24 protein-coding genes are annotated in these 24,314 nt (G+C 34.8%); 15 read left to right on the top strand and 9 right to left on the bottom strand.

What is annotated here, in order from left to right; translation table 11 throughout:
* Positions 1-51 precede the first annotated feature (51 nt).
* Entirely contained in the window at positions 52-384 is a 333-nt protein-coding gene (locus tag Q4P18_RS04330; protein ID WP_303336061.1) for a cupin domain-containing protein, read from the top strand.
* A gap of 142 nt (positions 385-526) precedes the next feature.
* Here the strand turns inward: Q4P18_RS04330 and Q4P18_RS04325 are convergent, their stop codons facing one another.
* From Q4P18_RS04325 to Q4P18_RS04315, 3 genes are read right to left on the bottom strand one after another with little or no spacing between them, the layout of a single operon-like run.
* Positions 527-1,351, bottom strand: a complete 825-nt coding sequence (locus Q4P18_RS04325) for a class I SAM-dependent methyltransferase (protein WP_303336059.1) — start codon at positions 1,349-1,351, stop codon at positions 527-529.
* A 9-nt stretch (positions 1,352-1,360) separates the two neighbouring features.
* A complete protein-coding gene (locus Q4P18_RS04320; RefSeq protein ID WP_303336057.1) occupies positions 1,361-2,095 on the bottom strand; it encodes a nitroreductase family protein in 735 nt (244 codons plus the stop codon).
* 4 nt (positions 2,096-2,099) lie between these two features.
* Entirely contained in the window at positions 2,100-3,134 is a 1,035-nt protein-coding gene (locus Q4P18_RS04315) for an aldo/keto reductase (RefSeq protein WP_303336055.1), read from the bottom strand.
* Positions 3,135-3,242: 108 nt separating this feature from the next.
* On the opposite strand from Q4P18_RS04315, the gene Q4P18_RS04310 reads away from it, so the two are divergent.
* Complete coding sequence (locus Q4P18_RS04310) at positions 3,243-4,910, top strand: glutamate--tRNA ligase (RefSeq protein ID WP_303336052.1); 1,668 nt, start codon at positions 3,243-3,245, stop codon at positions 4,908-4,910.
* 97 nt (positions 4,911-5,007) lie between these two features.
* Here the strand turns inward: Q4P18_RS04310 and Q4P18_RS04305 are convergent, their stop codons facing one another.
* Positions 5,008-6,525, bottom strand: a complete 1,518-nt coding sequence (locus Q4P18_RS04305) for a hypothetical protein (protein WP_303336050.1) — start codon at positions 6,523-6,525, stop codon at positions 5,008-5,010.
* Between the two features lie 295 nt (positions 6,526-6,820).
* On the opposite strand from Q4P18_RS04305, the gene Q4P18_RS04300 reads away from it, so the two are divergent.
* The 11 genes from Q4P18_RS04300 (at position 6,821) to hdrA (ending at position 17,683) form a co-directional block, all read left to right on the top strand.
* Positions 6,821-8,056 (top strand): LL-diaminopimelate aminotransferase, encoded by a 1,236-nt coding sequence (locus Q4P18_RS04300; protein ID WP_303336047.1) that lies wholly within the window; start codon positions 6,821-6,823, stop codon positions 8,054-8,056.
* A gap of 9 nt (positions 8,057-8,065) precedes the next feature.
* Positions 8,066-8,791, top strand: a complete 726-nt coding sequence (locus tag Q4P18_RS04295; RefSeq protein WP_303336045.1) for a DUF6882 domain-containing protein — start codon at positions 8,066-8,068, stop codon at positions 8,789-8,791.
* Between the two features lie 7 nt (positions 8,792-8,798).
* Positions 8,799-9,395, top strand: a complete 597-nt coding sequence (locus Q4P18_RS04290; RefSeq protein WP_303336043.1) for a hypothetical protein — start codon at positions 8,799-8,801, stop codon at positions 9,393-9,395.
* A 2-nt stretch (positions 9,396-9,397) separates the two neighbouring features.
* The gene (locus Q4P18_RS04285; protein ID WP_303336041.1) at positions 9,398-9,991 is read left to right on the top strand and encodes a hypothetical protein; all 594 of its coding nucleotides are present in this window, start codon (positions 9,398-9,400) and stop codon (positions 9,989-9,991) included.
* Complete coding sequence (locus tag Q4P18_RS04280) at positions 9,988-10,518, top strand: hypothetical protein (RefSeq protein ID WP_303336039.1); 531 nt, start codon at positions 9,988-9,990, stop codon at positions 10,516-10,518. The genes Q4P18_RS04285 and Q4P18_RS04280 overlap by 4 nt, the downstream gene beginning before the upstream one ends.
* A 93-nt stretch (positions 10,519-10,611) precedes the next feature.
* Positions 10,612-11,634, top strand: coding sequence for an adenylosuccinate synthetase (locus Q4P18_RS04275; protein ID WP_303336037.1), 1,023 nt, complete (start codon positions 10,612-10,614; stop codon positions 11,632-11,634).
* Positions 11,635-11,772: 138 nt separating this feature from the next.
* The gene (comA, locus tag Q4P18_RS04270; RefSeq protein ID WP_303336035.1) at positions 11,773-12,546 is read left to right on the top strand and encodes a phosphosulfolactate synthase; all 774 of its coding nucleotides are present in this window, start codon (positions 11,773-11,775) and stop codon (positions 12,544-12,546) included.
* Positions 12,547-12,571: 25 nt separating this feature from the next.
* Positions 12,572-13,819: a methanogenesis marker 16 metalloprotein gene (locus Q4P18_RS04265; RefSeq protein WP_303336033.1), complete on the top strand. Its 1,248-nt coding sequence runs from the start codon at positions 12,572-12,574 to the stop codon at positions 13,817-13,819.
* Between the two features lie 9 nt (positions 13,820-13,828).
* Positions 13,829-14,419, top strand: coding sequence for a ferredoxin:CoB-CoM heterodisulfide reductase subunit HdrC (hdrC, locus tag Q4P18_RS04260; RefSeq protein ID WP_303336031.1), 591 nt, complete (start codon positions 13,829-13,831; stop codon positions 14,417-14,419).
* 2 nt (positions 14,420-14,421) lie between these two features.
* Positions 14,422-15,360, top strand: coding sequence for a ferredoxin:CoB-CoM heterodisulfide reductase subunit HdrB (gene hdrB / locus Q4P18_RS04255; protein ID WP_303336029.1), 939 nt, complete (start codon positions 14,422-14,424; stop codon positions 15,358-15,360).
* Positions 15,361-15,373: 13 nt separating this feature from the next.
* Positions 15,374-17,683 carry a ferredoxin:CoB-CoM heterodisulfide reductase subunit HdrA gene (gene hdrA, locus Q4P18_RS04250; protein WP_303336027.1) on the top strand — a complete coding sequence of 770 codons (2,310 nt, stop codon included), beginning with the start codon at positions 15,374-15,376 and terminating at the stop codon, positions 17,681-17,683.
* A 50-nt stretch (positions 17,684-17,733) separates the two neighbouring features.
* Here the strand turns inward: hdrA and comE are convergent, their stop codons facing one another.
* Positions 17,734-18,276 carry a sulfopyruvate decarboxylase subunit beta gene (comE, locus tag Q4P18_RS04245; protein ID WP_303336024.1) on the bottom strand — a complete coding sequence of 181 codons (543 nt, stop codon included), beginning with the start codon at positions 18,274-18,276 and terminating at the stop codon, positions 17,734-17,736.
* Positions 18,277-18,280: 4 nt separating this feature from the next.
* The gene (comD, locus tag Q4P18_RS04240; protein ID WP_303336022.1) at positions 18,281-18,772 is read right to left on the bottom strand and encodes a sulfopyruvate decarboxylase subunit alpha; all 492 of its coding nucleotides are present in this window, start codon (positions 18,770-18,772) and stop codon (positions 18,281-18,283) included.
* 36 nt (positions 18,773-18,808) lie between these two features.
* On the opposite strand from comD, the gene Q4P18_RS04235 reads away from it, so the two are divergent.
* Positions 18,809-19,528 (top strand): UPF0280 family protein, encoded by a 720-nt coding sequence (locus Q4P18_RS04235; RefSeq protein WP_303336020.1) that lies wholly within the window; start codon positions 18,809-18,811, stop codon positions 19,526-19,528.
* 149 nt (positions 19,529-19,677) lie between these two features.
* Complete coding sequence (locus Q4P18_RS04230; RefSeq protein WP_303336019.1) at positions 19,678-20,622, top strand: ABC transporter substrate-binding protein; 945 nt, start codon at positions 19,678-19,680, stop codon at positions 20,620-20,622.
* Between the two features lie 33 nt (positions 20,623-20,655).
* On the opposite strand, the gene Q4P18_RS04225 is transcribed toward Q4P18_RS04230, so the two are convergent.
* From Q4P18_RS04225 to acs, 3 genes are all read right to left on the bottom strand, one after another.
* The gene (locus tag Q4P18_RS04225) at positions 20,656-21,273 is read right to left on the bottom strand and encodes a DUF447 domain-containing protein (protein WP_303336017.1); all 618 of its coding nucleotides are present in this window, start codon (positions 21,271-21,273) and stop codon (positions 20,656-20,658) included.
* Positions 21,270-21,764 carry a hypothetical protein gene (locus Q4P18_RS04220; protein ID WP_303336015.1) on the bottom strand — a complete coding sequence of 165 codons (495 nt, stop codon included), beginning with the start codon at positions 21,762-21,764 and terminating at the stop codon, positions 21,270-21,272. The genes Q4P18_RS04225 and Q4P18_RS04220 overlap by 4 nt, the downstream gene beginning before the upstream one ends.
* 264 nt (positions 21,765-22,028) lie before the next feature.
* Positions 22,029-24,128 (bottom strand): acetate--CoA ligase alpha subunit, encoded by a 2,100-nt coding sequence (gene acs / locus Q4P18_RS04215; protein WP_303336013.1) that lies wholly within the window; start codon positions 24,126-24,128, stop codon positions 22,029-22,031.
* Positions 24,129-24,314: the final 186 nt, after the last annotated feature.

Raw genomic sequence — 24,314 nt, 5'->3', positions numbered from 1 at the left:
TAGTTTATTGTCATTAATAAAAAAATACAAAATATAAAAGGAGATGAAATCATGACAATTGATGAACAATACATAGCAAAAGCAATGGAATTACAAGGACTTATTGAATACCAAGACAACACAATCGTAAGTAAAGAGCTTGTGAAAAAGACAACCGGTACTATTACTCTTTTCGCAGTTGACGAAGGTCAAGGTATCAGCGAACATTCAGCACCATTCGATGCACTTGTACAAGTCATTGATGGTGAAGCTATCGTCACTATTGGCGGTGAAAATCATGTTGTAAGAAAAGATCAAATGATTATCATGCCAGCAGACATTCCACATGCTTTGAAAGCTGACCAAAAATTCAAAATGATGTTAACCATGATTAAATCTGAATAAATTTATTTTATTCATTTTTTTTTTTATTTTTTTTATTTTTAAAAAGTTTATTTCAGCTATTTGAAAAATAGTGTTTTATAAAATAGATTCTTATTTTAAAATTCTTCAAAATTTAAAAAGGTAATAGAAAAAGATTATGAAATTAATCATCCTCTTTTTTCCACCAGAATAACATCCAGTCGGCATTGTCATTCTTATTATATAATTTTCCTGTTTTCGGATCTTTTTTAAGGACTTTTTCAAGATATGTCTTTAGTTCGTCCTTTTCACTGTCATCCAATAGGTCAAGGCGGAATTTTCCATTGTTCATGGCTTCTTCTATGGAATCGTATTTTGGGTATTCTTTAATGTCTAACCGTTCAACATTTGCATATATGCCCATATTAAAAAGAATATTGAATAGGTAGTTATAGTCGGGGAAATGATTCGAATCCTTTCCTATAGATGCTTCGAAGTCTTTTATCATCTTTCGGTCATTAGGTCCAAATACTGTGATGAAGACATATTTATTTGCAATCTTATTGAGTTCACTAATGGTTTCCTCAATTGGAACTATTCCATTCATTGATCTTGAAGCTATGACAATATCATGATCACCAATTTCATCATATCTGATGTCCTCAATGGGCTTCAGTATGGTGTCAACGTTATCAACCCCTTCATCTTCCACTCTTTCATTTAACAGTTCCAGCATTTTTCTAGATGAATCAACACTAGTCACCCTTTTCACTTTTTTAGCTATTGGCAATGTAATGGATCCTTCACCACATCCAACATCCAATACTGTATCATCTTCAGTTAATGGGAGTTTTGAAAACAAGGAATTCTGATAATCGTCTTTCCTGTTTCTCTTTTTGAAGTTAACTGCTGCCTTATCCCAGTCTTTTCCTTCCTTTGATGAAATGGCTTTCTGCCAGTATGCAACCCAATCTAGTTCATCAGGATTGTCTATGCATTGTTTTTTCATTGTTTCCACCTATATTTTGAAGCTTCCAATGTAATAATAGTCTTTTATTGGTATGGGGCTGTCAACTTCAAAGAATTCAAAAGTCTCCGGATTTGCAATGTATAAGTGGGCCAGTGCAATGCCTATGTCTATCTTGTTTAGATTTCCAAGAATTCTTCTTCTGATAAAATTCAATTCCTTGCAATAAACGCTATAATAGCCGTCTTCATGTATGAAATACCATGGCTGGCTGTTGATGGCGGACGGCGCAAGTCTAGCCACCTCTAATTTTCTATCAATGGAATCTGAAATGTCATTAAGGTTTTTTCTTTTGAACTGGCTTTCATCCCTATAGAGTTCCCCTTTCACTTTACCGAAACCTATCAAAATTACAAATTGCTCTCCATTTTTAGTAATGTCTTTTATGTCCTCCGTTTTAGGTTTGAATTTACCCATTCCAAGCCAGCAAGACCCCAAACCAATGCTTTGCAAAAAGAGATCCACCTGTTGGTAGATAAAACCGACATTGGTCAAATAGCCTGGTTTTTTCTCAGAGAAAATGGCTATGTATTGGGGAGCTTTCCATCTGAAAGGTCCGGAAACATCTTCATTACCTATAATCACAGAATAGGTTTCAATATCCGGATATAATGGTTTTGCATTTAATATGAAATCTTTGATCTCATTTATTGTTTCATCTTCAGGTATGTTTTGGTAATAATCCCTGTGGGAGCGTCTTTTATAAATTACATCTTTCAAATCCATGTTTTCACCTAATTTTTGTTTCTCCATTCAAAACTTTCATGTAGTCGTCATAGTTTTCTTTAAGCAATTTTGGTATATTCAAATCATAAGGACATTTTTCAACACACATCCTACATTCGGTGCAGTCGAGGGTTTTGTTCATTTTTTCCTGGTAGTCTTCACCTAAACAAGGCTCTGTTGGGAATCTTCTAATCCAAAGAGACATTCTGGCAGCTGCATTAATCTCAATATCTTCCGGACAAGGCATGCAATATCCGCATCCTCTGCAGAATTCATCACCTAATTCTTTCCTGTCATGCTCAATTTCCTCAACAAGCTTCTCGTCGTTGTTTAAAGTAACATTATTTTTCCCATAGTCTAAAAATTCATCAAGTTCACTTTCCTTTTGAATTCCCCAGATTGGCAGCACGTTTTCAAATTCATTTAAAAAACCGAATGCTGCTTTGGAATTTTTTATTAATCCTCCACCCATGGCCTTCATAGCTATGAATCCAACATCATTAAGCTCACACATCTTTACAAGTTCCAATTCATTATCTCCAGTCAGATAGGAAAGGGGATATTGCAATGTCTCATAAAGCCCGGAATCAATGGCTTCCTTAGCTATTGTATATTTGTGGGAGGTTATTCCAATATGGTTGATTTGTCCATTTTCCTTAGCTTCCAGCATTGCTTCATAAAGGCCGCTGCCGTCACCTGGTTTTGGACAGGTGGATGGATTGTGAAATTGGTACAAGTCTATATAGTCTGTCTGAAGATAGTTAAGGCTGGTTTCAAGGTCTTTCCAAAAGTTTTCAACGTCAGTAGCCATGGTTTTGGACGCTATATAGATTGTATCGCGAACATCTGAAAATGCCAGGCCTAACTTTTCCTCACTATCGCTGTAAGCACGTGCAGTATCGTAGAAGTCTATTCCGTTGTCATAGGCCTTTTTGAGGATTTCAAGAGAATCATCAAAATTTCTTCTCTGAATTGGAAGGGCTCCAAATCCAATTTTATTAACTTCTAAATCTGTTTTTCCAAGACGTAATTTCTGCATATATTGAGACTCCTGTTTTTTAATAATAAAATATATTATATGGTTTATTAATAAATAACTTTATCAAATTACTAATTTTTTATTAAAATGTTATAATGTGATGATTTTATGAATGAATTGGAAAAAATAGTTTATAAACACGCTTTATTAAATGCAGCTAAACATAAGGGAAGTGCAAATCCTGGAGCTGTTATTGGTTCAATCATGAGTCAAGAAGCAGAACTTAGGAGTAGGGCTAAGGAAATAGGTCCTATTGCAGGCAAGATTGTAGGTCAAGTAAATGGTTTATCTCCTGAGGAATTAGCTTCTGAAATGGAAAAGTATGATTTGGAAGTCAAGGAAAAGAAGGTTAAAAAAGAAGTGGGACTTCAGGAACTTCCAGGTTCTCATGAAAACATCGTCATGCGTTTTGCACCGAATCCAAGCGGACCGTTACATATTGGTCATGCCCGTGCGGCAGTTCCAAATGCGGAATATGTAAAAAGACATGATGGAAAACTGATTTTAAGAATAGAAGACACAGATCCAAAAAGAGTATATGAACCTGCTTATGAAATGATTCCTGAAGACTTGGAATGGTTAGGGGTAAAAGCCGATGAAGTAATATATCAAAGTGACAGGTTTGAAACATATTATGATTATGCTCGCCAATTGATAGAAAAAGGGGCAGCTTACATGTGTACCTGTGATGGGGCTACCTTCAAAGAGCTTAAGGATAACTGCAAGCCATGTCCATGCAGAGACAACACTATAGAAGAAAATCTTGAATTGTGGGAAAAGTTCCCTGAAATGGAAGTTGGAGAAGCTGTTTTAAGAGTAAAAACAGATATTGAACATAAAAATCCAGCTATCCGTGATTGGGTGGCTATGAGGATTGTTGAAGAACCTCATCCACGTTTAGGGGACAAGTACAGAATATATCCTATGATGAACTTTTCAGTAGCTGTAGACGACCACTTATTGGGCTTAACTCATGTTTTAAGAGGTAAGGATCATTTGGCTAACACAGAAAAGCAAAAATATCTATATGAACATATGGGATGGGACATGCCTGAATTCATACATTACGGAAGATTGAAAATGGAGGACATTGCTTTAAGCACTTCAAAAGCATCGGAAGGAATTGAAAGCGGCCAATACTCAGGATGGGATGATCCAAGGCTTGGAACATTAAAGGCAATTGCAAGAAGGGGAATTGACCCAAGAACAATTTACCAATTAATCACCGAAATCGGAGTCAAGATGTCAGATTCAGCCATCAGTTGGAAAAAGATACATGGTCTTAACCGTAACTTTGTAGAACCAATAGCTAATCGTTATTTCTTCGTTGAAAATCCTGTAAAAGTTACTGTTGAAGGATATGAAGACGGTGATGTTATCATTGAAAGACCATTACACGCTGACCACACCGACAGGGGAAACAGATTGCTAGCGTTTGATGGCAGCGCATATCTTGCAAGCGAAGATATCCGTGATGGAGTAGTCCGATTGATGGATGCGGTCAATGCAGACATTGAAGGAGATAAACTAACATACAATTCCACTTCATTTGAAGATGCAAGGGAGCAAAAGGCTAAAATCATTCAATGGGTTCCTGTTGAAGAGAATGTCAATGTAAAAATAGTCATGCCTGACGGCTCTGTAAAGACAGGGCTTGGTGAAATAGCTATTGAAGATTTGAAAGTTGATGATATGGTTCAATTTGAAAGAGTTGGATTTGCACGTTTAGATGAAATTACAGATGATGAAGTAATCTTTTACTTTGCTCATAAATAATTTCATTTTATTTATTTTTTTTTAGAAATTTTAATTATTTATTTATAAAAATAAGCTGTTTTAAAAAAAGAAAAAGTTATAGATAGTATTAAACTATCTAGAATATTTTTTTGACATCAGTAGGTTTTATTGTAATGTATTTACCTCTGAATTTGACGGAAATGTCATCTCCAGCAATGTCGAATACTTTGCTTGAGTATGTGTCTCCATTGTATTTGTAAATGATTTCGTCTCCTATTTTAAGGGTGGAATTATTGTTGTTTATTTTAATTTGGATTTTGTCAACTTTAGGAATTTCTTTTATGTGGAGATCTTTTGCTGTTTCTATTTTAGGAGCAGCTGGTTCCGGAGCAATGAAGTCATCTACAACATATTCGTCTTCTTCATCTGGGGAATCGTATGATCTTACATTTCTTATGAATTCTTCATCGATACTTGGATCGTCTTCCACTTCTTCACTGGACAACTTGTTTTTAACGTCCTTGAATATTTTTGATCCTTTAACCTTGTTGGTTATTCTAGCTAGGTCTTTTCTGTAATCAAGTTCGTCAAATTCCTTATCGTCCTCACCACTAAAGTAGTCTTCATCATCAATTGTGGTTTGTGAGAATAAATCGTTTTTCAACGGTTGATCTACTGGACTTGGTTCTTGTTCTAAAATATCTGTGTAGGTTGATTTTTTGGTAGATTGGTCGACTTCTGGAGGATATTCGCTGATTTTTTCAGCTACTGTGTCTTTTATCACTTCATCGAGAGGTTCTGTTTTTGTTGGGGTTTTAAGAATAGGTGAACCGATTGGGCTTTCACTTTTGTTTAAAACGTCCCTGACGGTTTCGGTCTCCACTTCTTTTACAGAATCTTCCAAATCCTTTTTAGCTTCTTTTTCCTTCAATTCGTCTTCCATTTCATTTAATTTTGCTTTCATTTCTTTTCTTTCTTCAGGTGTTAAGAAAGAAGCAACTTCTTTTTTCTCAAATTTAGGTTGGTCATCAGCAGATGATGTTTTTGTTGTTGATTTTGTTTTTCTTTTAGATTCTTTTATCAATTCATCAATTGTAAATAAATCTTTTAATTCATTGTCTTTTACTTTTGGTTGTTCTTCTGCGATTTCTGTGTATGTTTCTTTTTTTGTTGATTGATCTGTTGTTACTGTTTTGCTGCTGGTTTCCTCAGCTATTTTTTCAGCAACATCTTTTCTTTCAACTTCTTGTGCATTGTTATTTTTCATTATATCTCCTTCTTTTTGCTTGGTTGCATTATAATTATTATAAGTATTAATGTTTGGATTTACATTATAAGGGTTTGGTTTATTTTGTGGTGCTTGATTTGCATAGGCATTATTTCTTTGAGTTCTAAATTGAGGTTCTTGGTTCATTGAATTTCCATAATATGAATTCACATTGTTCAAGGCTCTATTTGTAGTGCTTTGAGTAATGATTTCATTTGTTTCTTCTGAGTTTTTCCTTGAGAAGAATCCTCCATCAGGACCTCTGTTGAATATTTTAATGTCTGTATCTGCTTCAGCATGTTTTCTATAATATAATTTTACAATAATTATTGAAATCACACATATTATGACTATATTTATTAATATTAATTCTGTTGTTCCAAGCATACAATCCCACATAATAAATGTTTAATTTTATATATTAACATTTTGGTATTATTTAATTAATATATTTTTATATCTTACGAATTTCCATTTTTTCCATCATTTTTATATGAATTTATATTATTTGGCAAAATATTTCATGTTCTTTTATAATTCTCCAAATATTTTAAAATGTTTTTATGTTATTTTAATATTTTTTAAACAATTAATCCTCATTTACATCATGTTTCCATGTCAATTACTTATATATATTCTTAAAATTAAATATAAATTAGATTTATATTAATGAGGTTTAATCATGGTAGTTAAAATCAATGATAATTATCTTAAATTAGCAAGTAGTTACCTTTTTGTTGAAATTGCAAGAAGAGAAAAAGCATTTCAAGAAGCACATCCTGAAGCTGACATAATCAAAATGGGTATTGGTGATGTAACAAGACCATTGTCTCCAGCTATTATTAAAGCATTTAACGATGCTGTTATTCAAATGGGTGAAGCAGGTAACTTTATGGGTTATGGTCCGGAACAAGGTTACGAATTTTTAGCAAGAGCAATTATCAATAGTGATTACGAACCATATGGAGTTTACTTAGAGCCTGATGAAGTTTTCATTAGTGACGGTTCAAAATGTGATACTGGTAATATTCAGGAAATTTTCGGAATCGACAATAAGATTGCTGTAACCGACCCTGTATACACCGTATATGTTGATACTAATGTAATGGCAGGAAGAACAGGATTCATGCAGGATGATGGAATGTATGAAGGTTTGGTTTACCTTAAATGTAATGCTGAAAACGGTTTCGTTCCAGCACTTCCAGAAGAACCTGTTGACATTATTTACTTATGCTATCCTAACAATCCGACAGGTACTACCTTAACCAGAGATCAGTTAAAAGTATTCGTCGATTATGCAAAAGAAAACAAGGCTATTATCTTGTTCGATGCAGCATATGAAGCTTTCATCACCGAAGATGATGTTCCTCACAGTATTTATGAAATTGAAGGAGCTAAAGAAGTAGCTATTGAATTCAGAAGCTTTTCAAAAACCGCAGGATTCACTGGAACCCGTTGTGCTTACACAGTTGTTCCTAAAGATGTAATGGGTTACACTGCAAATGGCGAAACCCAGGATTTAAACAGTCTTTGGAACAGAAGACAAACCACTAAATTCAATGGTGTATCTTACCCTGTACAGGTTGCAGCTGCTGCTACCTACTCCGAAGAAGGTAAAAAGGAGGTTAGGGAAAACATCGAATATTACATGAGAAATGCAAAACTTATTCGTGAAAGCTTAACTGACTTAGGTCTTGAAGTTTATGGTGGAGTTAACTCTCCTTACATCTGGGTAAAGACTCCTAATGGAATGGATTCATGGGAATTCTTCGACTTATTATTGAATGAAGCTAATGTGGTCAGTACACCAGGTGCTGGATTCGGACCAAGTGGTCAAGGCTATTTAAGACTTACTTCATTTAACACTTATGAAAACACTCAGGAAGCTATGGATAGAATCTCAAAACTAGATATTTAAGGTGATTTTATGAGAGATATACAAACACCGATTGAAATAGAACAAGGAGATAATTTCAAAACAGTTTTTTCCAAATTTGGTTGTCTTGCCTTTGATAGGCAAGAAAATCTCTCTGAATTGATCGGAGATTTGGTGGGCGAACTTGATTTAGATAGTGGAGTCCTAAAATTCAATGATGAAATTGAATTTCCAGTACAATTATTAGGATTCTATAAGGAATTCGGTTCCAATGAGGATTTGTCAGAAGATGAACCAGTTGGACAATGGTCCTGGTGTTGGGATAACGATGACATTGGATTTGACGAATCTCTTATTGAACTAGCTATGAAAATCAAAGAAATTGGTGATGAATTCTCCATTAAAGAGTTTAACACTCCAGTGTTCCAAACCACATTCAATAATTGTCATATTTGGGCAATGGCGGCTGCAGGTGTTTTGGATTTGGATGCTTATTATGCTGCTCGTGTTGAAAACATTGACGTATTTGTAGGTATCAAATCAGATTTGATTAAAAGAAATGATTCTGTTGAAAAATTCAGAAACACTTATGCGACTTTCCAGAAAAACTTCAACGTTTTCCCAAGGTTGACTTTTGAAGGCTACACCAAGCTTAAAGGTTATATCTATAAGGGAAGAGATGAGTTTTCCGTTGCTAAAATAGGTGACGACAGGATTATTGCAGGATTTACTGACAGGGGAAATTTAACCCATATTCAGATGCTTACTGCCGATTAGTGATTTTATGGATGAAAATATTATCGAAGAATTGGATTTGATGCATGAAAATCTGGTTAGGTCAGGATTTTTCGATGAAGATGAAATATTGGAAATATTGGAAGAACAGTTCATGGATGAAGATGGAATTGACTTTGACAATTTAACCATTGAATTAATGGACTCTTCTAATTCTAATTTTTCCCGTTTGGAAGAAGCTTTCACTGCATTATCCAAGGAAGGAATCATAGCTGTTCATAATTGTGGTTATGATATCGAAGAGGGAGTTAACGATGCATTTGAGCTTTTGGTTCATTTGAAAAATAATAAGTTTGATCCGATTGGTTTTTGTTTTTACACTTTTGAAGATATTGAAGAAGCCATTTCTGAAGATAAATTAAATATTACTTTCGGAGATTTTAATAACAATGAATCCGAAGCTTTGGAAATTGGAAAAACTGTTAAACATGTTCTGGGATCATTTGATTTTAATGTTGTTTGGGATGGATCGGTTGACAATCAGATTGTAATCAATCCATTCGTTTGGGATAAAAAGTTCACTCCAGATAGGGAATATGAAATGGAAGGGGCTTTTGATAATTTTGTTAAGAATAATCAGGTGTAAACGTGAATATAAATTCTCTTAGAAGAATCGAGGAAGTTGTTGTCAATTCTGGAATTTGGTCTTTTTTGGAAATAGCTCAAGACACAATATATTTGGACTTTTTAAACGTCGAGCTGGGAAATCCTAAGATCGATGATGAATTGTCATTATCAGTTCGTTTTGCAGACAACTCATTCATAATGTTTTTTTATAGCAATATTTGGGATTTGGAATTTCTTTCTGATTTTAACCATAATACTCTAAGGATTGATGCCAATCTTGATTTTAAAATTAAGAATTTCAAGTTCCTTGATTTCGAATACTTGCATAAGATTGTAAACGATTACAGCAAAAGCAAGCTGATTACCTTAATTGAAGATTTTGATATCAACAATCTTAGAAATGACTTTTTCCTGATTTTTGAAATAGATGAGATAGCCGTTGTGGTTGGTGGAAATCAAATGGATTTCTTTAACAAATCTGAAAAATTAGATGACCATATCTTAAAGGAACTTTCAAATCAGTGGATGATCTATTTTTTAGACTACAAATCTCAAAGAAAAATGTTGAATAAAGATCCTATGTGTGAAAATCATTTAAAGGAGAATAGACTTTGATTGAATCGTATGCATTTCCTGAAGATTGTGAATTTCATGGTGTAATTCCACATCCAAATGCCATTAGGATAGCTAATTTTGAATTTTTCTGGAGTTCCACCAATTATTTGTCTCCTTTCGGGAATGAGACCGCCATCTTCATATTTGAAGATTTTGTTGACTGGCTTGATGATAATCCTAAAGGTCAGGTAATAGAATACATTAGGGACATTCTTAACTATTGGGATTTGAGTTTAAAGGATTATAACGAGTCCATCATTGAGTATGATCATATTCTGAGGCTGGCTGAGGATTATGATTTTGATGAACTTGTTCTGTCTGTAGATTGGTCAATAATAGCCATTGGATTTGGCGAATTGATTGTTAGGGGATATGTGGATGAGAACATTAAGAATATCATTCATTTGGCCATTTTAAGGCAGATGAATTCTATTGTTCTGGATTATTTTCTTGAGGATGATGAAACTTTTAAACATTTGAGATTTATTTATCTCACTCATCTTTTGGATATTCTGGAAGAGGCTTAATTTTTTTCAAAAAGTTTTTAATATATTAATTATAAATTATTTTACTGGTGTGAAAATTTTTTTATTTTCAAATTAATACAAAGGAGTTTTTAAATGACTTGTAGTATTTTAGTAGGTGGAGCATGGGGTGATGAAGGTAAGGGAAAATGTATTACTTACCTTTGTGAACATGATAAACCGGATATTATTGCTCGTGCAGGAGTAGGTCCTAATGCAGGACACTCTGTTGAATTTAATGGTGAAAAATACGGTTTAAGACTAACTCCGTCTGGATTTGTTCATACTGATGCAAAACTTTTAATTGGTGCAGGAGTATTAGTTGATCCTGAAGTTTTATTCAAAGAATTCGAAGATTTAAAGAAATATAATGTAAGTGAAAGAACATTTGTAGATCCAAGAGCTGCAATTATTACTGATGATCATAGAGTAAGAGATAAAGGTTCAGAACATTTATACAAAAAAATTGGTAGTACTGGATCCGGATGTGGTCCGGCTAATTCTGATAGGGTAATGAGAAGCATTAAATTAGCTAAGGATGTTCCAGAACTTGAAGATTATTTGTTGGATGTTTCATTTGCTGTTAATGAAACTCTTGACAATGGTGAAGATGTATTTATAGAAGGTTCTCAAGGATTTGCATTGTCTTTATACTATGGAACTTATCCATTTGTTACTAGTAAAGATACTACTGCAAGTACATTTGCTGCTGATGTAGGTGTTGGTCCAACTAAAGTAGATGAGGTAATTAATGTATTCAAAGCATATATTACTCGTGTTGGAGAAGGACCGTTCCCTACTGAAATGTCTCAGGATGAAGCAGAATCTAAAGGACTTGAAGAGTATGGTGTTGTAACCGGACGTCGTCGTCGTGTTGGTTACTTTGATATGGAATTGGCTAAAGAGTCCTGTAGGATTAATGGTGCAACCCAAATAGCTTTAACTTGTGTAGATAGACTTTACCCTGATTGTGCTAGAACTCAAAGTTATTCTGATTTGTCTCCTGAAACTAAAGCTTTCATTAATGAGATTGAAGCAGAAACAGGCGTTCCTGTTACTATTATTTCAACAGGTCCTGATTTAAAAGACACAATCGATTTAAGAAGTGAATTATTATAATTCATTTTTTTTTTTAATTTTCTGCATGTTATTCGATTATTTGATTTTAATTTTTATAACAATAGTTATGAAATATAGAAAAGTTAATTTAATTCTTTTTTAATATTATACTTATACTGAATTATTTGTTGTGATATTTTGAATGCATTTGATTTTTTATTTATAGAACGTGAAAATAAACCAAGAACCAAAGGGATAACAATGGTTCTTGATAAAGGTTTAGGGCTTGAAACAGCTGACAGTTTAATGAAAATAGCTGGAAATTATGTTGATTTTGTAAAATTCGGTTGGGGGACTAGCATAGTTCATGATAGGGAAGTCATTAAAGACAAGGTTGGCATGTATAAATCTCATGACATAGTTCCTTATACTGGAGGAACATTATTTGAGCTTGCTTATCATAACGACAAATTAGATGAGTTTTTCCAAGAAGCTCGTGAATTGGGCTTTCCCGCCGTAGAAATATCTGACGGTTCATGCGATATAGATCATGAAACCAAACTTGATGCAATAAAACGTGCAAAGAAAGAAGGTTTTCAGGTCCTATCTGAAGTGGGTAAGAAAAATCCGGAACTCGATAAAGAGATAGATATTTATGAAAGGGTTAAAATGATGAACAATGAATTGGAAGCAGGCTCTTCATACATCATCGTTGAAGCCCGTGAAGGTGGAAAGAATATTGGAATATATGATAAGGCAGGAAATGTTAAGGAAGATGAGATCAATGTCATTTTAGATGGCGTTGACAATGATAGAATATTGTGGGAAGCCCCTAATAAAGATCAACAGATTTTCTTTGTTCTGAATGTTGGAAAAGACGTTAATCTAGGAAACATTTCTACAGAGGACATCACTTCTCTTGAAACCATTAGAAGAGGATTAAGGGGAGACACTTTTGGCAAGATAGAATAGAAACAACATATTTTAGGTGGTAATATTGCAAAATAGGACTATTGAGGAAATCAATAAAAAAATAGAAAATGATGACTGTAATATTTACACAGCCGAAGAATTCAAAAACATGATTGAAAATGATGAAGCGCCTGAATTTGATGAAGTCGATGTAATCACAACTGGAACCTGCGGTGTAATGAGTGGAACTGCAGCAGTATTTAATATAATTGTGGCTGAACAGGGTAGCTTCGTTAGAGCTAAAAACATATATCTGAACGGTGTTCCAGGCAATGTGGGGCCTTGCCCTAATGAACGTTTGGGATCTGTTGATCTAATTGTTAACGGAACCAGCAAGGCAATAAACGATTCAAGTTATGGTGGAGGATTTTTATTTAAGGAAATACTTGAAGGAAAGGACATTGAGGTTATGGTGGAGACAATTGACGGAGAAATTATAGAATCCACCACAAACATCAGCGAAATTCCAAATGCGCAACTATTCGGAACAAGAATGGCATTCAAAAATTACACAGCATTTACCAATCCTTCCAACCAGCCGGTTTCTTCAATATTCTCTGCTATTCCTCTTGAGGGACCATTTTCCGGCTTGACATTTTCAGGTTGTGGAGATCTAAATCCTCTTCAAAATGACCCAAATCAGAACATAATCAAATTCGGTACCAAAATCCTTCTAAATGGGGCTGAGGGTTTGGTTATTGGAAACGGGACAAGGAGCACTTCTGAAAAACCGAACTTGATGCTTACAGGAAATCTAAAAGAAATGGATTCCACATACATCGGCGGATTTAAGACAGGTGAAGGTGGAGAAGTTTATGATACCGTAGCTGTTCCAATTCCTGTTTTAAATGAGGAGATTTATAACGGTTTACTAGTTCAAAATAAGGACATTCCACTTACAGTTGCAGATATTGATGGACGTTTTCCAATTGGTGAAATGACTTATGGAGACGCATGGGGCAATTATGACCTAAGGCCAAGACTCAACAGAACCAAATGTGATAAGTGTAATGACTGTTCTGTTGAAGATATATGCCCAACAAATGCTCTATATGATAAAAGGATTGATCAATACAGATGTTTCGGTTGTGGAATCTGCGCTCACTACTGCAGAAAGGGCGCAATAAAAATGAACACAGGTTCTGTTAATTTGGAAATTGAAGACAATGAATATGATATTCCAATTATATGCAGGCAATCTGATGTTTTAAGAGGAAACAAACTATCATCAAAGCTTAAAAAAATGATTATGAATAAGGAATTTTTATTGTAGTGTGATCAAATGAAAGTTCAAAAAATCACAGACACTCCACTTAATTTTGTGGAGGAGATAATCAACGATATCAAGTCTTCAAAGGAGGATGGAGTTTTAAAATGCGTTCAGTGCGGTATGTGTACATCAACATGTCCATCAGCAAAACACTCCGATTATAATCCCAGAGACATTATTGAAAGAGTTCTTCAAGGAGACGAAACATTAATTGAAGACGAAAACATTTGGAACTGTTTCTACTGTTATACATGCCACAGTACATGTCCAGTTGGAAACAGCGTATGTGAAGTAAATCAAATTTTAAAACAATTTGCAATAAGTAAAGATTTGGCATATGATAAGCTGTACGAATATTTGGGTTTTGCAGATAGTTACTACAGTGCAGCTATTGGTGCAATCCCTGAAAATTTTTATCCTGACATCAGAGAAGATGTTGAAGGATGGTGGGAATTCAGACAACACCTTGGAGAAATCAGAAACGAACTAAACCTCGACCCAGTAACCCCTCCACAAGAGGTAATTGATGAGGTTTCCCTAATTTTGACAAATTGCGGATTTAAAGAGAGAATAGAAAAAGTTAGAAAATCTAATGAGTTGTAAACATGAAGAAAATACCTGATAAAGATATTCTTTTATTTAAGAGTTGCCTTGTAAGTGTAGAATATCCTGGAATAGAGTCATCCACCAAGTTTGTTTTTGATAAATTGGGGGTTGACTATGAGGTTTCCCCTCACCAAACATGCTGTACTGGTTTGGGACATTATTCTGATGTTTTTGATCAATTTACTACAACAACTCTTGGAGCACGTAATTTTAAGATAGCTCAAAACATCAACAGACCCAATCTTGTGATGATGTGCGCTACTTGTTATGCAATCAATAAAAAAGTAGCCAACATTCTCAATAACAAGGACGAGGTTCGAGATAAGGTAAATGAAGTTTTTAAAGAATCAGATTTGGCACATTTGGTCTATGAAAAAGATTCTACAGACTCTAGCGAAAATATTTTTCACGTTGTGGATATTTTATATAATAAAAAGGATGAGATTTCCAACCATCTAAAATACGATTTAAGCGATTTTAAAATAGCCACTCATCACGGTTGCCATTACTGTAAAGTTCATTATGACGACACTATTGGAGGATTTAGAAACCCTCTAATATTGGATGAGCTTGTTGAAGCTGCAGGTTGTAAAACCATCGGGTTCTATGATCATAAAAGAACAACTTGCGGATCTGGTTTTAGGCAAAGATATTCGAACAAGGAACTTTCATTAAAGGTTACTGAAGATAAGCTGAGGGCATTAAAAGAGGATGATGTTGACATTCTAATCCACTTGTGTCCAAACTGCCATGTTCAGTTTGACAGGTACCAGAATTTGATTGGTGAAAACATTGGTGAAGATTTTGACATGATTCATTTGAACATTTCACAGTTCTTAGCTATTGTAATGGGTGCTGATTTTAGAAAGGTTATTGGAACACAGACCCATACTGTTCCTGTTGAATCTAAATTAACCGATTTGAAGGAGAAAATTTAAGGGAGGTATAATTATGGCTGATGATTTAAAAGTAGGAGTATTTATTTGTGAATGCGGTGGAAATATCTCAGATATTGTAGATATTGACAAAGTTAAAGAATCATTGGATGTTGCGGTTGTGGAACAATTTGAAAATCTTTGTTCGTTAAATGGTAGGAAGATTATTCGGGATGCTATTTTTGAGCATGATTTGGATCGTGTTGTCGTAGCTGCATGCTCACCGATTAGTCATGAGAAAACTTTCCAGGATTATGTAAAACCTTTAAATCCTTATTTGATGGATATGGCCAATATTCGTGAACAGTGTTCTTGGGTTCATGATGATTGTGAAAAGGCAACTAAAAAGGCAATTACTTTAATCAACGCTTCCATCGAAAAAGTCAAACAATCTGATGCAGTAAATCCAATCTATTGTCAAACGCCAAATGAGGTTGCAGTTATTGGTGGTGGAATTGCAGGAATGAATGCTGCATTGTCCTTGGCTAAACAAGGGACAAAGGTTACCTTGATTGAACAAAGCCCATCAATTGGAGGGCATATGGCAAAGATAGGTAAGGTGTTTTCTCCAGTTAAAATAGCTGAAGAGTGCGGAATGTGTTTATTGAATCCAATCCTCAACGAAGTGGTCTGGAATGAGAATATTGATGTGATGACCAACACAAAGGTTGTGGATGCTGAGAGAAGGGCAGGAACTTACAACCTAATTCTGGAACAGTTTCCAAGGTATGTAAATCCGGACAAATGTATTGCTTGCGGAAAATGTGCGGAAGCTTGTGAAGTTGAAGTTCCAAATGACTGGAACGATAATCTATCCAATAGAAAAGCTATTTACAGGCCATTCGGACAATCATATCCAGAAGCATATGCTATTGATATGGATAGCTGCACTCAATGTGCCGAATGTGTAAAGGTATGTCCTATGCATGCAATAAAGCTTAAGGGAAAAAGTGAAAAGACTCCTTTAAGTGTAGGTTCACTAATCTTAGCTACTGGTCATCAGTTGTTTGATCCAAACAAGAGGCCAGAATACGGCTATGACAGATACGATGATGTAATCACACAATCTGAACTGGGACGTATTACTGGAGTAAACGGTCCAACAAAAGGAAAACTTCTTAAAAAGAACGGGGATGTTCCCAAAAGGGTTGTTATGATACAGTGTGTAGGTTCAAGGGATGAAAAGCCAGATGGCCATAAATATTGTTCTAAAATATGCTGTATGGTTGCCCTTAAAAACGCTAACATTATCAAACATAAATATCCAGATACTGACATTGTAATTTGTTATACTGATGTCAGGACCCCAGGAATGTATGAAAAATATTATAAGCATTCTCAGGCAAGTGGTGTGAGGTTTATACGTGGAAGGCCAGGAGAAGTTGTTAAAAAAGGAGATAACTACATCGTTCGGGTTGAAGATACTCTCAAAAAGGAATTTTCCGAGATTGAGGCAGACATGGTTGTTTTATCCACTGCTATGGAACCGTCAGAAGGTACAAAAGAAATTGCAGATATTCTAAATGTCGGAGTCACTGAAGATAATTTCATAAAGGAATCCCATCCAAAAATCAAACCTGTAACAACAGACCTTCAGGGAACCTTTGTTTGTGGAACAGCACAGGATCCGAAGGATATAACAGAATCAATCATGCAGGCAACTGCAGCCGCTTCAAAAGTTGCTGAATACAATTATGCTGGTGTGGAAATCGAACCGTTCATTGCAGAAATTGACGATGAAAAATGTGAGCTTTGCGGTAACTGTATAATGCGCTGCAAATTCAAGTCAATGTCAATTAATGAAAATAAGATTGAAATAGATCCGATGAGTTGTACTGGATGTGGAAAGTGTTTGACCGCATGTAAAAATACGGCCATTACAGTAAACGGTAACATTGATGAGAAAATCATGGCAACAATTAATGGTATTCTGGAGAAAAAAGAAGAAAATGAGCGCATGATTCTAGTATTTTTAGATAATATAGGTTATACTGCTGCCGATAATATTGGGGTCAACCGTTTGAAATATCCTGAATCCATTCATATAATCAAAGTTCATTCAGTAAACCGTGTAAGGCCAAGACATATCAATCATGCTTTAGAAAACGGCGCTGACGGCGTATTCATTGGTGAATTTCCTGGAGATTTGATGTATGAGGAAGTTGAAAGAAAGGTTGAAAGGGTTAAAAAGAGACTTTCAGACTCAAACCAAAATCCTGAAAGATTGGCTTTCTCTAAAGTTTATATTCCTTATTTCACAGGATTAGCTAAAAAATTAACTGACTTTGATGAAAAAATTAAAGAATTAAATGAATTAGGAGCTTAATTCTTTTATTTTTTTCCTTTTTTTTTATTAAAAATTAAAGAATTGATTATTCATTTTTTTATTACATTCATAAACCTTTCTTTTATTTCTTCAGGAGTTAATTCAATATTTGGTGCAGCACTGTTTCCCGCATCAACCGGGTAGTTGATAAAACTGCATTTCTCATTTTTCAATATTTCTTTTAGATTAATGTCCTCGTAGTTGTGTGCATCTTCAAAACCAACTCCTTTGGCCATTTCTAAAATGTCTACTTTCTGTGCATATGTGTCCTGATTTCCTGTAGAGCCATATGCTCCGTTGTTGATTACAATCCATGTTAAGTTTTTTGGATTTTGTGCAAACACTGTCACAAGACTTCCCAAATTCATCAAAACAGATCCGTCACCATCTATAACCACAATGTTTCTATCTTTAATAGCTGCAGCTAATCCAAGACCTATTGATGATGCAAGCCCCATTGAACCGATCATGTAAAAGTTTTCGTTCCTGTCTTTCACATCATGCAATTCTTTAGAAGGAACGCCTATATTGCAGACAATCAATTCGTCACTTATATCTTTCATTATATTTACAATCGCATCTCTTCTAAACATAACATCACCAATATTTTATTTCCAATAATATGGACACTGGTTTTCCAGTCTTTTCACTTTCAATCCATGAGTTCTTAACGTTTCCATAGGCTTCTTCTGGAGTTTCAGGTTTATGGTAATCATATTTCATTCCTTCCAGTATTGATGGTGTTGACTCCCCCATAGGAACCTGTCCACAAATTTGCTCCCCTTCAGTCCCTCTATGGCTCATTATCATCACTAATGGAAAATGATACAATTCAGTTAAGGACTTTAAGGCATTTATACAGTTTCCAAGACCGGAATTCTGCATTAGTATGGCTGTTTTTTTTCCACCCATATATGCCCCTGCGCATATTCCAATTCCTTCCTCTTCACGTGTAACTGGAATATGTGTTATTTCATCGTCTTCATCAATCATATTCAACAATCGTGTTAGATTGACACAGGGAACACTTACAATGAAGTCTATTCCTGCATCTTTAATCCCATTATAAATCGCTTCACTGCTGTCCATAAATTTATTTTAGGAAAGTTTTTAATAATATATTTAATGTATAGTGAAAACATTGACATTAACCAGACCCATATCAGATTAACAACAGATATCAAAAGCAATGATTTAAGGCTGTTAATCTATAAAATCCACAATTCCCTCAACTCATTCATCAATTCCAATAGGGATTTCCTATTGTCCCTTGATAACTTGGATTTGAAAGTTGATAAACAGGAAGACATTATAGGATTAATGGCTGATTCATCTAAAAAGGCCGATGTTGGCCCTATGGCCTGTGTTGCAGGCTCTATTTCTGAACTATGCTTGAATCGCTTGATTCAGTTAGGATCAAGATATTCCATAGTTGAAAATGGTGGGGACATAGCTATTTTAAACAATAAAACCGTATTGTGCGGGATTTATTCCAATAATAAAGTAATAGAAAACAACATAGCATTCAGAATCAAACCGCGAAGGGTTCCATTGGGAATATGCACTTCCTCTGGTAAAATAGGTCATTCCATTAGTTTCGGAAGTTCTGATTCTGTTACTGTAGTTGGAAATTCAAGTTCTTTGGCTGATGGATTGGCAACAAGGATTGCAAATGAAGTAAATGGGGATAATTCCAATGAAGCTATTTCCAATGCATTGGAGGTCTGTGAGGACTATAGGGAATATTTCAACGGGGTTCTGATTATCTGTGGAGACAATGTCGGAACAATCGGGAAGCTTCCAAAATTGGTCAAGACCAGCGAATTCAGGCTGGATAAAATTTAGTTGTTTAAGCTTATTCACATGATTTTTAAATTAGCATCAATTCAATTTCATTTGGATAAAATATAAGATAAAATATAAAATAATATATGCTCTTTTATTAAAATATAATAATGTATTAATTATAATTAATATTTTTTGGTGATTTAATAATGAATAAAAAATTACTTGCAGCTATTATTGTGATAGTGGTAATTATCGTTGCTGGAGCAGCTTTCATGCTTTCCGGCAATAGTTCTGAAGGTACTGTAAAAATTGGTTACCTTCCTTCCGATCACGACGCTGCACTTTTTATAGCTGATGCTCAAGGCATTTATAATGATAAAGGTATCTCCGTAGAGCTTGTACAGTTCAACAATGGTGGAGATTTGATGACCGCTATGGCTAGTGGTGAAGTTGATGTAGGTTATGTTGGAATTACTCCAGTATTATCCTCAATTGAAAAAGGCGTACCTGTAAAAGTTGTATCCGGTGTACAGACTGAAGGTAGTGGACTTGCAGTTTCAGAAGCTTCTGGAATTACACAGGCTTCAGACTTGAAAGGAAAATCAATCGCAACTCCTGGTGAAGCTTCCATCCAATACATGTTACTCCAATACTACTTAAAACAAAATGGCATGTCTGTAGATGATTTAAAAGTATCTGCAATGAAAGTGGCTCCTATGAATGATGCATTGAATTCTAACAAGATTGATGGTATGTTGACTTATGAACCATATGTGACCACTGCTACTGAAAACGGACATAAATTATTAGTTAATTCATCTGAAATTCTTCCAGGACACCCATGTTGTGTAGTTGCAGCTTCAGATAAGTTTATCGCTGATCATCCTGATGAATTAAAAGATTTAATTGATGCTCACAAGGAAGCAACCGACATCATTAAAAAGGATTCCAAAGGTGCAGCTTCACAATTGCCTAAAGAGATTGTTTCAAATGTGACTTTGGAAGAAAAAGCTCTCGGCGGTATTAATTTCATCTCAGGTTTGGATGCTAGCTACAAACAAAGTATCATGGATTTCATGAACTTGGAAGTAGAATTAGGTATTTTAAAAGAACCATTATCAGAACAGAAAATATTCTGGAATGGTAATTAAGGAAGTATTGTTAATACTTCCATTTTTTTTTATTTATTTTTCTTGATTCTTTTTTAACAGTTCCATAGCTTCAATAACGTTGCTATCGGCCACCTTGTTGATAATTCTTTGGTTTTCTTCAAGTCTTTCATCGAAGAATTTTTTACCCTCATCGTCAACAATGTAGTATCTTGTATAGTTTACGAGTGAGTCTATAAGGCATCCCATGCCACGGTTGAATGCTTTTACGGAATCGTCGTTAACCACGAATTTGTCTATTTTTCCAGTAATCTCGAATCTTGACTTGTCATTCTCGATTGGATATCTTTCCGCATGTTTTTCTTCAATGTCCTCAACATCTATAACTAGATATGATGGAGCATCTTTCAGGATAGCTATTGACTCGTCGTTGGTGTAGTAGTCCTCAGGCACGTTAGCTATTGTCGCATATGCAAATGCCATTGGATCCTGGGTAATGTTTACAACATACCTTCTTGTATCAAGAATGTTTTTAAGTGTCTGCGCATCCTCAAAAATGCTGCATTTCACTTTGTCATTTCCAAGATATGTGAATCCGATAGGTGCGGCATCTTTTTTGCCATCCTTTGATATGGTGGTATAAATGCACTCATATTTCAATTGTGGCTTTATTCCTACTCTTTCAAGATTCATCTTAACTCTCCTTTTTGTATTTTTTCAAGGGTGTTGCAGGAAAGTGAGTATAATGCAGTAAATGTAGCCAATATTTCATCAATTATTTGTGCTAGGTCAGCTACTGCGTAATCAAGAGGTCCTGTTGCAATTTGAACTGCATCCTGGATTCCTTTTATTCCTTTTTCCAAATCGATTGAGGATTGTGGAAATGTCTCTTGAACATGTTTGAAGAAAGGTTCGTAATCATTTAGGTTTATCTCTTTACTATTTAAATCAGATTCGATGTCAGCATAGAGATCTTTAAATTCCTTGCATGCATTTTTAAAGTCAGGCAATGTTCTTTTTATTGAAACCGCCATTTTGTCCAATTTCTTTTCTCTTTCTTCATCTTCATTTTCGCTGTTAAGTACAGCTGCATTTTCTTGAATTATATCGCCTACTTTTGCAAAGCCATTATTTAGTCTGGTCATTGCAATTGTATAAAGTTCTATATCAAATTCACCGTTCATACTATTACCTCTTTTTTTTTATTTAGATAGTTTATTTATTTTTTTAGTTTTTAAATATATGCAATATTGTAATTTTTTACCATGTTTTTTATAATGATATAATTAAAAATAGCTATGTTTATTTTATATAGATTCAATTAATCTTATAAAAATATTAAAGAGATATGAAAATATATGGAACATTGAATATAATGTTGAAAATAAATATCCGTTAATCTACATAACGAAAATAAAAAAAGAGAATTTCTCAAAAAGTTGAGAAATTTATTCGAGTTTGATTTTTACGTCAAGAGCACTTGAACCTTCTTCATAAACGAAGATAGGGTTGATATCTAATTCAGATATTTCTGGGAAGTCTAAAGTTAATTTGGCTATTCTTTTAACAGCTTCTTTTACTTCATCTATGTCACAAGGAGCTTCTCCTCTGTAACCTTTAAGTAATGTGCAGACTTTAGTCTTTTCAATTTGCTCATCGATTTCTTGGCAGGTAAGGCCTTTAGCTAGGTTGAAAGCAACATCTTCAATAAGGTTTACGTAGATTCCTCCCATACCGAAAGCAATCATAGGACCGAATTGTTTGTCCTTAATCATACCAACAAGAACTTCCTGTCCTGTAGGCATCATTTTCTGAACTTCCACTCCGTCAGGAATGATGTCTGGATGTGCTTCTTTTGCATTAGCTATAATTTCATCGTAAGCTGCTTCTGCCTCTTCCCTGTTTTCAATTCCAACTTTTACTCCTCCGATATCGGATTTGTGAAGTATTTTGTCGGAAGCGATTTTAAGTACGACTGGGAATTCCATTTCTTCTGCAAGGTCTCCTGCTTCAGCCGCTGAGGTTGCAAGCTTGATTGGAGCTGCGGAAATTCCGTAAGCGTCAGCTACTGCATATGCTTCACTTCCAAGTAATGTGTCTCTTCCGTCAGCTTTAACTTTTTCAAATATTTCAGCTACAACTTCAGGATTGGTTCCTTCAATATTGCTTACGCAGTCGTTGTATTCTCTGCTTTCAAGACGTGCATATCTTGTCATTGCTTCAAGCGCTTTTACAGCGGTTTCAGGGAAAACATAAGTAGGAACATTGTTTTTTCTAAGCATGTCATTTGCATTTTCAAATGAAGGTCCACCCATGTTTACGACAAGGATAGGTTTTTCAAATTTCTTCTCAGCTTCAAGAATTACTTCTGCAATTCCATCAGGATCTGCGGATGCGGTTGGACATACCATGATAATCAAACTGTCTACTTGAGGATCATCTAAAACAATATCCAGTGATTCTTTGTATCTTGTTACTGGTGCATCTCCAAGAACGTCAATTGGGTTGTTTGCACTACCTTCATCAGGGATACATTCTTTTAGTTTTGCTTTAGTTTCATCGTCAAACTGGACAAGTTCTAAACCTGCTTTTTCCATAGCGTCTACAGTTACTACTCCTCCACCACCTGCATTGGTGATGATAGCTACATTAGGTCCACTTGGAAGTGGTGCTTTTGAAAATGCTAATCCTAAGTCAAATAGGTCTGCCATGGTTTCTACACGTAAAATTCCAGATTGTCTAAATGCAGTATCAAATGCAATGTCACTACCTGCTAATGCACCGGTATGTGATGATGCTGCTTGTGCACCTGCAGAACTGGAACCGGATTTAAGAACAATAATCGGTTTTTTAGCTGCAGTTTCTCTTAATGCATTTACAAAGTTTGGATCGTCTGTAATTGATTCTAAGTAACAAATGATTACAGCAGTCTCTGGATCGTTAGCTAAATAATCCATCAATTCAATTTCAGTTACTCCTGCCTTATTTCCTAAACTGATTACTTTACTGAATCCTATTCCTGAGGTTACACTCCAATCAAGAATAGCTACCATCATAGCTCCACTTTGTGAGATAAATGCAATGTTACCTGCTGGAGGCATCATTTGTGAGAATGAGGAGTTTAACGGAGTATGTGAATCGGTGGTACCTAAACTGTTTGGTCCAATAATGTTGATTCCATATTTTTCTCCGAGAGCTGTTAATTCAGCTTCTAATTTAGCACCTTCTTCTCCAATTTCTTTAAATCCAGCACTAATTACAACCATATTTTCTACACCTGCTTCTCCACAATCTTTAACAGATTCGTTTACGAAAGCAGCTGGAATGGACATTATTACTAAATCGACCATTTCTGGGATGTCTTTTATGTTTTTGTAAGCTTTTAATCCTTGGATTTCTCCGCCTTTAGGATTCACTGGGAATATTTTTCCAGGATATCCTCCAGAAATCATATTTGCAACGATAATGTAACCTACTTTACCCGGAGTATCAGATGCTCCGATTACAGCCACAGAATCAGGTTTGAATATCTTATCAAGATTTTTCATAAAATAGTCTCCATATTTGTTGGATTGTTAATTTATAATGATAAATAATTAACAATTTATCATAATTAATAATTTAGATTTTAATTAATATATAAATATATGGTTGGAAAAATTGCTTGGAAAGTATTTAACTTATAAATAGTATAAATTATAATTAATATAAAAAAATAAAAAAATCAAAGGAGG

Origin of the sequence: Methanobrevibacter sp., from assembly GCF_030539665.1 — an archaeon.
Lineage (GTDB): Archaea > Methanobacteriota > Methanobacteria > Methanobacteriales > Methanobacteriaceae > Methanocatella.
Note: the sequence above shows the minus strand (reverse complement) of the source record. Positions and strands in the feature narration are given on the sequence as shown.